Genomic DNA, 12,866 nt, shown 5'->3' with positions numbered 1-12,866 from the left:
GTCAGTGGACTGACGGTTTTTTTTATTGCCAAAATTACTAAAGATCAACCTACACGATAGTTTGGTGCTTCTTTAGTAATCGTCACATCATGAACATGTGATTCAGACATGCCTGCCGAAGTAATTTTCACAAATTTTGCATTTTGACGAAGATCTTCAATCACAGATGAACCTGTATAGCCCATAGAAGAACGTAAACCACCCATCATTTGGTGTACGATGTTACCCATAGGACCTTTATAAGGAACACGACCTTCAATACCTTCTGGTACTAATTTTTCAGCACCCGCTTTAGAGTCTTGGAAATAACGGTCAGCAGAGCCAGTTGCTCCCGCCATTGCACCCAATGAACCCATACCACGATACGCTTTATAGTAGCGACCTTGGAAGAATTCAACTTCACCTGGCGCTTCTTCAGTACCAGCAAGGAGTGAACCGACCATGATCGTGCTCGCACCTGCGCCAATCGCTTTCGCCATATCGCCAGAGAAACGAATACCACCATCTGCGATCAATGGAATTTGATCTTTTAGTGCATTGGCAACACTATCAATTGCCGAAATCTGCGGCATACCAATACCTGCCACAATACGTGTCGTACAGATCGAACCAGGGCCAATACCCACTTTAACGGCATCTGCACCTGCATCTAACAATGCTAAAGCTGCATCACCTGTTGCAATGTTTCCACCAATCACTTGAACTTGTGGATAATTTGTTTTTACCCAACGTACACGTTCAATTACACCCGCTGAGTGACCATGTGCCGTATCTACGACAATCACATCTACACCCGCATCGACTAATGCTTCCACACGGCTTGGTGTTTCTACACCTGTACCGACCGCAGCACCCACACGTAAACGACCAAGGTCATCTTTACAGCTGCTTGGATAGCTTTCCGCTTTACGGAAGTCAGTGACTGTAATTAAACCTTTGAGTTCATTCTGTTCACCAACAACTAGAACTTTTTCAATACGATGCTTTTGTAGCAATGCTTGAATATTTTCTTTCGACTCACCTTCACGAACAGTCACTAAACGGTCTTGACCTGTCATGATATTGCTTACTGGTTGTTCAAGATTGGTTTCAAAACGAGTATCACGACCTGTGACAATACCCACAACTTTGCCATCTTTTACAACAGGTACACCACTAATATTATTCGCTTGGGTAATTGCAATAAGTTCACGTACTGTCGTTTCAGGCGTTACTGTGATTGGGTCTTTCACCATTCCAGCTTCGAATTTTTTTACACGGCGTACTTCCGCAGCTTGTGCAGCGATATCCATGTTTTTATGCAAAATACCAATACCACCATTTTGCGCCATTGCAATCGCCATACGAGACTCAGTCACCGTATCCATTGCAGCAGAAACGAGAGGGATATTCAGTTGAATTCCGCGAGTTAAACGTGTCTTTAAGGAGACATCTTTTGGGAGAACAGTTGAGTAGGCAGGAAGTAATAAGACATCATCGAAGGTTAACGCTTCTTGAACGATGGTCAGCATAACAATCTCACTGGTAATTTCCGTGAGCTATTATAAACAAATTTCGATGTGATTTTCATTTTCTATGATGAAAATAATTTGATAAGCGCGTAGAAACGCTTCACTACGACGCCTTATGTCATTTAAGCAACATCGATACAGTTAACAAACTTGATCATAATTCTCATTATTTTCTGAATCTTGTTGTTCAATATTAATCAATGGGATGAGATTGTGCGCAAGTCGTGCTTTATTACAATGATCATCCGCAATCTGAACCTCTTTACACGTTGAGCTTCGAATGGCGTAGATCGAACAACTGACTTGCTGTCCTACTTCTCCTTGTAATGCGATACATTTGACTTGAGCTTGGTTGGTACCTTTCATACAAGAATAAACGGCTGTGAGCGGTTCGACCATGTTTGCAGGCATCCGTTCTGCTTCAGCCCAATAAAAAGAAACACGATAATTTGCACAGCATGCACCACAACTCACGCATGCATCTGAGCTTGCAACTTGAGACAACATTTTTCTTAAAATTCTCGTTATCAAATTAATTTTTTGTAACTTGAATCCTAAGAAAAGTTGTTGATGAACACAATAGATTTATAGAAAAAATATTATGAATTCATTTAGGTCGGACAACTAAACACATACTCATTCATTAAATCTACGCCACATTCCAGACCCTCAATCCAGTCCAGAAACTGGTTGATCATCTCTTTTCCAACAAATGCGGTGCCATGCTGCGGCACAATCATGTCGAGGTCCATCTGGCGAACCATATTCACCCATAAACGGATGACCTTGTTGGAACACATATAACGCTGGTGGAAGCCTTTCATCTTCTTGATGTGAGCTTCAAAATCGGCAATCGGCTGGCTGGCATCATCAACAATTGAGGCCCCCATATCCCCTGAAAAAAGAATTTTGGCGACTGGATCATAAAACTGGAAGTTGCCCACCGAATGCAAAAAGTGAGCAGGAATCGCTACGATTGCTGATTCACCTAAAGGAATCACTTGTCCAGTATCGGCAAGCTCAATTAAGCGCTCTTCCCAATTCCCTTTCATTCGATCACTCATAAATGCTGAGTTTAAATGCGGTAAAAAGCGTGCCCATAATTTAGATGCCACTACTTTCGCATCGGTATAAACTAACCAACGTGGCATCGAAGTAATAATATCGGGGTCTTGATGGGATGCCATCACATAATCCAAATTTTTCAATTTGGTATAGCGGTTTAACTCCATGGTTAAAGGAACATAGGTGAGATCACCACCTGGATCTAGAACCGCTGCACGATCGTGATCAATAATTAAAAATTGATTGGCTTGAATGCCTTCGCCCTTGACCAAACTGGTAAAACTAATGCATTTATGCGTACCATTATCAAATAGTATTTGCGATGTAGTCCGCTCAAAACTCATATCAACCCCATAAAAATTTTTTAAATATGAAATATTTTAATTCCTTAATAAAATAATGGGATTTTATTATTGTTTCAATCAAATATTGTACTTTTATCATAATTTATAAAAAAAGATCCATGCATAAATGATGGATCTTTTTTGCGATTTAAATTTAATTAGAAGAAATAATGCTGTACCAAGGTTGAAATACCAACGACTAAGAAAATCGCAGCACCAATTTTATGAATAAGTGAAATTGGTAACTTATCAGCTAACTTATCGCCGATAAATACTGCTGGCGCATTCGCTAACATCATGCCAAGCGTTGTACCACACATGACCCAAAAAATACTGTCAAAACGTGCAGCTAAAGCAACTGTAGCAATTTGGGTTTTATCACCAATTTCAGCCAAGAAAAATAGAATAAAAGTTGCACCAAATACGCCGAATTTTTGCCATTTATTAATACTTTCAGTTTCATCCCCTAATTCATCAGGAATGAGCATCCAAATCGCCATACCAATAAAACCAAGTGCCAAAATCCATAATAGAATTTCAGGACTTAGGACAGTCGTAATCCATTGACCTAATACCGCAGAGATACCATGATTAATCGTGGTAGCCAGTAAAATTGCAATTAAAATCGGAACGGGTTTACGGAAACGTGCCGCGAGTAATAATGCCAGCAATTGTGTTTTATCGCCCATTTCAGCAAGGGCAACAATTGATGTGGAGATGAGGAATTCATACATAGTTGAATGCTCTGGCTAGCAAAATATACCGATGACCTACCCCTCCTGCTAGCCAAAATCAAGTAGATTGATGCAGAGTGATAAATCAAAGGTCTTGCCAACAAAAGCACAGCTAAACAGCTGTTCTTGGTTCTTTGCTATGATGACCATGTTCTGTGGAACAATTATGTTGACCATCACCTCTTTACTTTGCGTAAAGAGCGGCTACTCCCCAATGAAGTGATACTAGTTTATCAAACTCTTTAAATTTTTTAAATCACTATGCCCAAAATTTTTGGTAACCCCAAATTAGCAAACGGGCAATCCCCAATAACAAAGCTAAATTCACACTCAAGCCAAAAAAACCAAAAATCCCCCAACCACTTGCACCGCCAACATTTTGAGCTTGATATTCCATGCTAACCACAATTGTTGCAGCTAACACTTCCAAACCCATGACGATGTACATCACCCAATCTGATGCAAAATGTAGAAAATTGACCCACAAGCCCATTAATACAAAAATAATCAGTAATATCGGTAATACAACTCGATAAATGATTAACATCCTTGCTCCTTATTCCGAATAAATACTTCTTTCAACTATATTAATTTTAGACAAAAGCTTGCACAAATAAAGTCGATTTTTTAATGCTATAAAATAGAAAACCTCGCATATGCGAGGTTTCCATCGTTGAAAAGTACTAGAGCAATAGGCTACGAATATCTTTTAAAAGCTTGGTCAACTTATTGGTAAAACGTGCTGCGTCAGCACCATTAATCACACGGTGGTCATAAGACAATGACAACGGCAACATTAAGCGCGGATCAAAGTCTTTACCATTCCACACAGGTTGCATGGTTGCAGGAGATATACCTAAAATCGCGACTTGCGGCCAATTGACCAACGGCGTAAATGCAGTACCACCAATACTGCCTAAGCTGGTAATGGTAAAATTGGCACCTTGTAGATCTTTCGGTGACAATTTACGATCACGGGCTTTTTGGCTGAGTTCAGCCAATTCTGCTGCAATTTGCTTAATTGATTTTTGATCAGGATTGCGCAATACAGGCACTGTTAAACCATCTGGGGTTGCAACCGCAATACCCATATGAATTTCGTTACGCAATAATACTGACTTCTGATCATCAGCCAAATGCCCCGCAAAATACGGCTCTTCTTTTAACAAGTGCGCAACCGCTTTGGCAATAAAGGCCAAGATGGTTAAGCTCAAGCCTTGTTTTTTAAAGCCATCTTTCAGTTCGCCACGCCATGCTTCAAGCTCGGTAATATCCGCCAAGTCAAACTGCGTCACTTGCGGAATAAAGTTATTCAATGACAGCTGTGGCACAGACACTTGCTGTAAACGCGTCATCGCTTTCACTTCACCGCCACCAAATGAACTAAAGTCTGGTAACTTCGGCAAGCCTGAAGCCACTGGAGTGGCTTGCGTTGCAGCAGTCGGTTGTGGTGCGGTCAGACGTGTTTTCACATAAGCAAAGACATCGTCCTTCATCACACGACCGTGCTCACCTGATGCTTTGACCTGCCCAAGAACAACACCTAACTCACGTGCCAGTTTACGCACGGCTGGACCCGCATAGACCTTGGCATTGTCAGCTTCTTGCGCTTTGGTCAGTTTCTCAGCTTGTGCAGGCGCACTTGGGGCTGCTGTCGCTGCCGCCTGTGGTTTTGCTGGTACTGCTTGAGTCGCAGGCGTAGCGGCTGATTGAGCTTTTGGCGCTGCTGTTGGTGCAGCGGTCGAGCCACTCACTTCAATCGTTGCTAATGCCATGCCTTGACGAACTTCTTGATTCGCAGACACATGGATTGCTTTCACAATCCCTGCAACCGAGCTTGGTACTTCAACCGATGCCTTATCTGATTCAACCACGCATAGGCTTTGTTGAGCTTCAACACGATCACCAACATTGACCAGAATTTCTGAAACAAGAGCTTTTTCTACACCTAGATCAGGTATTTCAATTTCAACATGACCCGTTGAGATATTCGTTGCAACTGGTGCCTCAGTCGTTGCGACTGGCGCTTCTGTTTGAGTTGGAGTTGCTTGTGGTTCTGGTGCAGCAGCCGAACTTGCGGTCTTGACCTGAATCAAAACCACACCTTCTTTGATGCTATCGCCTTCTTTAATCTGGATCGCTTCCACAATCCCCGCAACCGAGCTTGGGACTTCTACAGTCGCTTTGTCCGATTCAACCACCACAATACTTTGTTCAGGTTCAATCTGATCACCCACTTTGACCAATACTTCTGCAACCAGCGCTTTTTCCACACCGATATCGGGAACTTTTACATCCACAATCTGGCTTGCTGTCACTGCTGGAGCAGCAACTGGTTGTGCTTTTGTTTCAGCTTCGACAGGTTTTACTTCTGCTTTTGGCGCTTCTGACTTCGGTGCATCGTTTGCAGGTGCTTCAGCGGCAGACTCAGACTCTAACTCAATCAATGCGATGCCTTCAGTCACTTCATCGCCCTGTTGAACCAGAATACTTTTAATGATCCCTGCCGCCGTGCTTGGGACTTCTACCGTTGCTTTATCTGACTCTAAAACCAGAAGGCTATCCTCAACTGCAACTTGGTCGCCGACTTTGACCAAGATTTCTGCAACAAGTGCTTTATCTACGCCAATATCAGGTGCTTGGATTTGCATAATTATTTCCCCTCACCTGTTTGTGTTTCATTGTATTCAGCAACTGCCTGGACTTCTGGATGCGCTTGTGGCGCCCATGCCACTGGACGATCCGTATCTAACTCAAAGTTAGAAATTGCATCTTTCACTAAACGTGCATCTACCTCACCTTCGTCCGCTAATTTTTTCAAAGTCGCAACCACGATATGTGCAGCATCAACACCAAAGAAACTACGTAAGTTGGCACGTGTATCTGAACGGCCGTAACCATCTGTACCTAATGCAACAAATGGACGACCATCTGGTAAATATGCACGGATTTGTTCACTGTACGCACGCATATGGTCTGTCGCAGAAACAACAATACCTTCAGTACCACGTAACTGTTTAGATACCCAAGATTCTTTCACGTCTTCAGTAAGCGGGTGTAAGCGGTTATATTCTTCGCATGCCATCCCATCACGTGACAACTCGTTGAAGCTGGTTACACTCCAAACGTTTGAATGGATTTGGTATTCATCACGTAAGATTTTCGCAGCTTTGATCACCTCACGAAGAATGACACCTGAACCCAGTAATTGAACTGTTGCTTTTTCATCTTTTTCGAACAAGTACATACCACGTTTAATGCCTTCCTCAGCGCCTTCTGGCATTGCAGGATGCTCGTAGTTTTCGTTCATTACGGTTAAGTAATAGAACACTCGCTCTTGGTTTACATACATGCGTTGTAAACCATCGTGTACGATCACAGCCAATTCATAACCAAAACATGGATCATAAGATACACAGTTTGGAATGGTGTTCGCCAAGATATGTGAATGACCATCTTGGTGCTGTAAACCTTCACCATTCAATGTGGTACGGCCAGCAGTCGCACCAAGTAAGAAACCTTGTGCCTGTGCGTCACCCGCAGCCCATGCAATATCCCCAATACGTTGGAAACCAAACATTGAGTAGTACATGTACATTGGAATCATCGGCAAGTTATTGGTTGAATAACTGGTTGCCAATGCAGCCCACGCACTCATCGCACCTGCTTCGTTAATCCCCTCTTGCAGCATGTGACCGTCACTTGCTTCACGATAATGCATCAACTGTTCTTGATCTTCTGGCGTATATTTCTGACCATGCGCAGCATAAATACCGAGCTGACGGAACATCCCTTCTAAACCGAAAGTACGTGCTTCGTCTGGAACGATTGGAACGACACGGTCTTTAATTGCTTTTTCTTTCAATAATGCAGCAATTAAACGAACCATCAGCATCGTGGTCGATTGCTCTTTACCGCCAGAGCCATTTAATACAGCATCAAATACTGATAATTCAGGAATCGCTAAAGTTTCACTCTCTTTACGACGTGCAGGTAGATAACCGCCTAACGCTTCACGACGCGCCTTCATATATTTCAATTCAGGCGAGTTTTCACTTGGACGATAGAAAGGCACTTCTTCTAATTGCTCATCGTTAAATGGCAAATTGAAGCGATCACGTACATATTTTAAAGATTCGATTTGCATCTTTTTGATTTGATGCGTTTTGTTTACTGCTTCAATTTCATCAGACAAGCCATAACCTTTAACAGTTTTCGCTAAGATTACAGTGGGTTGACCTTTGGCTGTACATGCTTCTGCATAGGCTGCAAAAACTTTGTACGGGTCATGACCACCACGATTTAGATTATCAATATCTTCATCGCTTAGGTCTTTAATCAACTCAGCCGCTTCTGGGTATTTACCAAAGAATTTTTCGCGTGCATATGCACCGCCCTTCACTTGTAAGCGTTGGTATTCGCCATCCAGTGTTTCTTCCATAACCGCTTTTAAAGCACCAGTGCTGTCTTTAGCCAGTAGTGGATCCCAATGACGGCCCCACACCACTTTAATCACACGCCATCCCGCACCACGGAATAAAGATTCTAATTCTTGAATAATTTTACCGTTACCACGTACAGGACCATCGAGACGCTGTAAGTTACAGTTCACCACCCAAATCAGGTTATCCAGCTTTTCACGACCAGCAAGTGAAATTGCACCCGTACTTTCTGGCTCATCCATCTCACCATCGCCCAGATATGCCCAGACTTTACGATTTTCTTCTTTGATCAAACCACGATTCATCAAGTACTTTTGAATGTGTGCTTGGTAAATCGACATAATTGGACCCAAACCCATGGATACAGTTGGGAATTGCCAATAGTCCGGCATTAAATACGGATGTGGATAACTCGGAAGACCATTACCACCCACTTCACGGCGGAAATTATTCAATTGATCTTCAGTTAAACGCCCTTCCAAAAATGAACGTGCGTAAATACCAGGGGCACAATGACCCTGATAATAAATCATGTCACCGCCGAAATTGTCCGAGGCAGCACGAAAGAAATGGTTAAAGCCCACATCGTACAAAGTGGCGGAAGATGCGAAGCTGGCAAGATGCCCACCAAGATCATCGCCTGTTTTATTGGCACGTAATACCATCGCCAAGGCATTCCAACGAATCAAAGCACGAATACGACGCTCCATATCTTGGTCGCCTGGCATCGCTGGTTGTTCTTCAACAGAAATCGTATTGAGATAAGGTGTATTTAAGCGTTGGATCGGAACATGTTTTGCAATAGCCTGTTGATAAAGTTTTTCTAATAAGAATGCGGCGCGTTCCGTGCCCATATGTTGTAATACTGAATCAAATGCTTCTTGCCATTCCTGGGTTTCCTGCGCGTCTGAGTCGCCATAAAACGCCATACAATTCACCTTTTCCCTTAAGTTATTTTGACCTTATATATTTATCATGTTTTGGTGCTATGGAGGTATCGCCCCAAATGAATACAAATTCCCTTAATATTTTCTTGCTAAATAGTCATTGACTCAAATGAAACAAAAAACATAAAAAAACGCCAATTAAGGCGCTTTCTTTTTAAATTTAATATACAACTGTTAACAAATTAGCTTAAGGCAACATGGCAAGATAAGTTGTTGGATTTTTACGTTGACCATCTTTGACAACTTCAAAATGCAAATGTGGTCCCGTACAACGTCCAGTACAGCCTACATTGGCAATATGTTCGCCTGCACTAACGCGATCACCCGCATTCACCATTAAGCGTGAAGCGTGAGCATAACGAGTGATATAACCGTTGCCATGATCGATTTCAACATATTGACCATAACCTGACCCCCAACCTGATTTGGTTACAACACCAGAACCTGTTGAATAAATAGCTGTACCTGATGGTGCCGCTAAATCAACACCCGAATGATGACGTGTCGTTCCTAATAAGGTACGGTTACCCCATGTTGAACTTACCCGCCCTTCTTGAAGTGGGTGATTAACTAACCACGAATAACGTGTATTTGCTGAAAAAGATGGTGCATTATCTTCGGCAGTCGATGAAATCGCTGAACGACCATATTTTCTTTCGATCGTAGCATTATTCAATTCAATGGTTTTTTCGCGCAATTTAACTGATACATTCGATACGGCAGGCAAATCAATATCATCAGGATGGCTATAAGAACCTTGTGCTAAGGTTTTAGATAATTGCTCTAGGCGGTCACCATCTGTTGCTTGACCAATATTTTGATAATCTGCAAAAGCAACTGAAGCGGCTGAAGCAGCGAGTGAGAATGCAAGTAAAATACGACGCATATGCATAAAAAAACCTCTTGAAACAGTCCTTAAATAGTTCCTTTATCATCTGTTCCTTGATAACAGTTAAAATGAACGCTTAAGATGAGCCGATAACCTCGAAGGAAGTTAACATGTCTGAACCTAGCAACGTTTTTCAACAGAAAGGACAACACATAAAAACTGGAAACTTAACGTTTCTGACTACGCAAGTGACTCGATGGAAACAACTTACGAAAATTATTCAACCTATACTGCCCCAACCAGAGCAATGGCAGGTTGTTTGTTATCAACATGGCGTTCTGATCATAACTGGTGAAAATCAAGCGATGATTAGTCAACTCAGCTATTTACAAAGCAACTATGTTGCGCAGTTAGCTCAATTAGAAGGACTCAAAGACTTACGAAAAATCCAAGTTCGCCTAAGAAACAAAATGAATGTTCCTCGTGAACCTTCTCCCCCATCTAAAACACTTTCTTCAGAAACCCAAGAGCAGTTACGCAGCGCCGCTGAATATGTGAGCGACCCTAAGCTTAGCCAAGCTTTACTACGTTTGGCAAGCAATAAAAATTAAACTACTTATCTTAGGTATCGAAATATACACTTATTTTATGTGAACTAAATCTCAACTTTTATTGTTATAATATAACATAACCAATAAAAGACAATGACTTATATCACACTCACATAAGAAATTGGACAATCATTATCGTTATTAAATGTTACAATTTCATAACTGCTCGGATCATTTTGAACATTGCGTAACAGCTGATTATTGAGTGCATGCCCTGATTTATAGCCATCAAACTTAGCAATTACCTGATGACCCAATAAATATAAATCACCAACGGCATCTAAAATCTTATGACGCACGAACTCATCAGCAAAGCGTAATCCCTCTTCATTGACCACACCTGTATCATCAACACCAATCGCGTTCTCTAAACTCGCCCCTAAAGCCAGATTATTCGCCTTTAAATAATCAAGATCTTTCATAAAGCCAAAAGTTCGCGCTTCACTGACTTCGTATACAAAAGTTTCCGTTGAAAAATCAATCGACACGGATTGGTATTCTTTAGCAAATGCGGGATGATCAAAATCAATCGTAAAATTGAGTTGAAAACCTGAATGCGGGGTGAAAATAGCACGCTTATCTTCAATAAGTGCTTCAACAGGTTTTAGAATTCTAATAAATTTCTTTGGTGCATCTTGCTCTGCTAACTCACCTTGCATGAGTAAATAGATAAATGGACCTGCACTGCCATCCATAATAGGTACTTCAGAAGCAGAGACCTCGATGATTAAATTATCAATGCCTAATCCCGCTATAGCACTCATCACATGCTCAATCGTACCGACTTTTATATCTTCTCGCACAAGATTGGAACACATAAATGCTTCTTGAATGAGTAAAGCATTCGCAGGAATTTCTACAGGAGGATTGAGGTCAATACGGCGAAAGATAATACCTCCATCAATATGGTGAGGAACAAAATTAATCAGCACCTTTTGACCACTATGCAGACCAATACCGCTCGCTTTCACCACACGCTTGAGAGTACGTTGTTTCACCATACCATGACAACTTCATTTGCAAAAACCGATATAACTTAGCATATTTTGCCATTTTAAAAAAATAAAAAAGGGAGCAATTACTTACCCCCTTTCTCTAAACATATGATTTTATTATTTACGCTGCTGATTTTTCAGATAGTCTTGAATACTCATTGGCGATGAACGTGGTGTAGAACTTGGCGCTGCTGTAGCAGGTGCGTCTACATTTGCACGTTTACTGATCGCCGGAACATCATCTTCATCTACAGGTTGTTGGGTTTTAGCGATTGTTGTTGGCGTATGAGTTACTGTACGTTTTTTGGGTTCGGTATCATTGGCATTACGTGTCAAACCTGTTGCAATTACAGTCACACGCAGCTCATCACGCGAATCTGGGTCAAATACCGTACCATAGAAAATTTCACCTTCATCCAAATCAACAATCTGGTTGACCACTTCTGAAATAATGTCAATTTCACGTCCAGTAATATCTTCGCCACCTGTGATATTCACCAATGCACCTTTTGCATTAGTGAGATTCACATTATCAAGCAACGGGCTACGGATAGCCTGTTCAGCCGCCTGACGAGCACGATCTTCACCACGTCCTGTACCCGATCCCATCATTGCGTAACCGCGAGTACTCATAGCTGTTTTCAGATCAGCGAAGTCGAGATTCATATGACCATGGTTCACTACAAGATCAAAAATACTCCGTACCGCATTAAGTAATACATCATCTGCCTTTTTATAAGCATCTTTCATTGAAATATCACCATAAACGCTGAGTAAGCGTTGGTTTGGAATAATAATCAATGAATCAACATGCTCTTCTAAAGCTTCAATACCTTTTTCTGCTAATTTTTGGCGGCGGCGACCTTCAAAATTAAACGGAGTCGTTACCACACCCACGGTCAAGATGCCCATTTCTTTGGCGACCTCTGCAACCACTGGAGCGGCACCTGTACCAGTACCACCACCCATACCCGCGGTGACAAAGACCATATCTGTGCCTTCAAGGTGCTGGCGAATCACTTCACGACTCTCTTCACCAGAAATTTGCCCCATCTCTGGTTTACCACCACAACCTAAACCACGCGTACTTTGTTCACCAATCTGAATTTTAAAAGGCGCATTCATGCTATCGAGTGCCTGTTTATCAGTATTGGCACAAATAAATTTTACACCTTGGATATCTGATTGCACCATATGTTGGACGGCATTACCACCACCACCACCGACACCAAATACTGTGAAACGGGCTTGACCGTTGCCATCGTCTAGTTCATCTTCTACCAATTCAAATGAGGTCATGACCTTTAGATTTCCTAATATATAAAATGGCAGTCACTTCAGCCCGTTACTGCCCTGATTTTTAAAACAACCGATGTTAAGATGCTGTT

General features: G+C 41.9%; 11 protein-coding genes and 1 riboswitch. Of the genes, 1 reads left to right on the top strand and 10 read right to left on the bottom strand.

The features are described from left to right. Nucleotides 1–44: 44 nt before the first annotated feature. The 8 genes from guaB to CDG55_RS01820 all read right to left on the bottom strand — a co-directional run bounded on the left by guaB (nucleotide 45) and on the right by CDG55_RS01820 (nucleotide 9,935). Nucleotides 45–1,511 carry an IMP dehydrogenase gene (gene guaB, locus CDG55_RS01860; RefSeq protein ID WP_087537046.1) on the bottom strand — a complete coding sequence of 489 codons (1,467 nt, stop codon included), beginning with the start codon at nucleotides 1,509–1,511 and terminating at the stop codon, nucleotides 45–47. A 141-nt stretch (nucleotides 1,512–1,652) separates the two neighbouring features. After that, entirely contained in the window at nucleotides 1,653–2,018 is a 366-nt protein-coding gene (locus CDG55_RS01855; RefSeq protein WP_004659898.1) for a YkgJ family cysteine cluster protein, read from the bottom strand. Nucleotides 2,019–2,122: 104 nt separating this feature from the next. Next, nucleotides 2,123–2,920, bottom strand: coding sequence for an MBL fold metallo-hydrolase (locus CDG55_RS01850; RefSeq protein ID WP_087537047.1), 798 nt, complete (start codon nucleotides 2,918–2,920; stop codon nucleotides 2,123–2,125). A 158-nt stretch (nucleotides 2,921–3,078) separates the two neighbouring features. Beyond that, nucleotides 3,079–3,654 carry a TMEM165/GDT1 family protein gene (locus tag CDG55_RS01845; RefSeq protein WP_087537048.1) on the bottom strand — a complete coding sequence of 192 codons (576 nt, stop codon included), beginning with the start codon at nucleotides 3,652–3,654 and terminating at the stop codon, nucleotides 3,079–3,081. A gap of 84 nt (nucleotides 3,655–3,738) precedes the next feature. Then, nucleotides 3,739–3,879: riboswitch (yybP-ykoY riboswitch) on the bottom strand. A 34-nt stretch (nucleotides 3,880–3,913) separates the two neighbouring features. Next, on the bottom strand, nucleotides 3,914–4,201 hold the full coding sequence (locus CDG55_RS01835; protein ID WP_046739814.1) for a hypothetical protein: 288 nt from the start codon (nucleotides 4,199–4,201) through the stop codon (nucleotides 3,914–3,916). A gap of 136 nt (nucleotides 4,202–4,337) precedes the next feature. Next, on the bottom strand, nucleotides 4,338–6,305 hold the full coding sequence (locus CDG55_RS01830) for a 2-oxo acid dehydrogenase subunit E2 (protein ID WP_087537049.1): 1,968 nt from the start codon (nucleotides 6,303–6,305) through the stop codon (nucleotides 4,338–4,340). A gap of 2 nt (nucleotides 6,306–6,307) precedes the next feature. After that, the gene (gene aceE, locus CDG55_RS01825) at nucleotides 6,308–9,025 is read right to left on the bottom strand and encodes a pyruvate dehydrogenase (acetyl-transferring), homodimeric type (protein ID WP_087537050.1); all 2,718 of its coding nucleotides are present in this window, start codon (nucleotides 9,023–9,025) and stop codon (nucleotides 6,308–6,310) included. Between the two features lie 205 nt (nucleotides 9,026–9,230). Then, entirely contained in the window at nucleotides 9,231–9,935 is a 705-nt protein-coding gene (locus CDG55_RS01820) for a M23 family metallopeptidase (protein WP_087537051.1), read from the bottom strand. 107 nt (nucleotides 9,936–10,042) lie between these two features. On the opposite strand from CDG55_RS01820, the gene CDG55_RS01815 reads away from it, so the two are divergent. Continuing rightward, the gene (locus CDG55_RS01815; RefSeq protein ID WP_087537052.1) at nucleotides 10,043–10,483 is read left to right on the top strand and encodes a DUF721 domain-containing protein; all 441 of its coding nucleotides are present in this window, start codon (nucleotides 10,043–10,045) and stop codon (nucleotides 10,481–10,483) included. A 98-nt stretch (nucleotides 10,484–10,581) separates the two neighbouring features. On the opposite strand, the gene lpxC is transcribed toward CDG55_RS01815, so the two are convergent. After that, nucleotides 10,582–11,484: a UDP-3-O-acyl-N-acetylglucosamine deacetylase gene (gene lpxC, locus CDG55_RS01810; protein ID WP_005156853.1), complete on the bottom strand. Its 903-nt coding sequence runs from the start codon at nucleotides 11,482–11,484 to the stop codon at nucleotides 10,582–10,584. Between the two features lie 111 nt (nucleotides 11,485–11,595). After that, nucleotides 11,596–12,777 carry a cell division protein FtsZ gene (gene ftsZ, locus CDG55_RS01805; RefSeq protein ID WP_005156855.1) on the bottom strand — a complete coding sequence of 394 codons (1,182 nt, stop codon included), beginning with the start codon at nucleotides 12,775–12,777 and terminating at the stop codon, nucleotides 11,596–11,598. Nucleotides 12,778–12,866: the final 89 nt, after the last annotated feature.

Source organism: Acinetobacter sp. WCHA45, assembly GCF_002165255.2.
Taxonomy (GTDB): domain Bacteria; phylum Pseudomonadota; class Gammaproteobacteria; order Pseudomonadales; family Moraxellaceae; genus Acinetobacter.
Note: the sequence above shows the minus strand (reverse complement) of the source record. Positions and strands in the feature narration are given on the sequence as shown.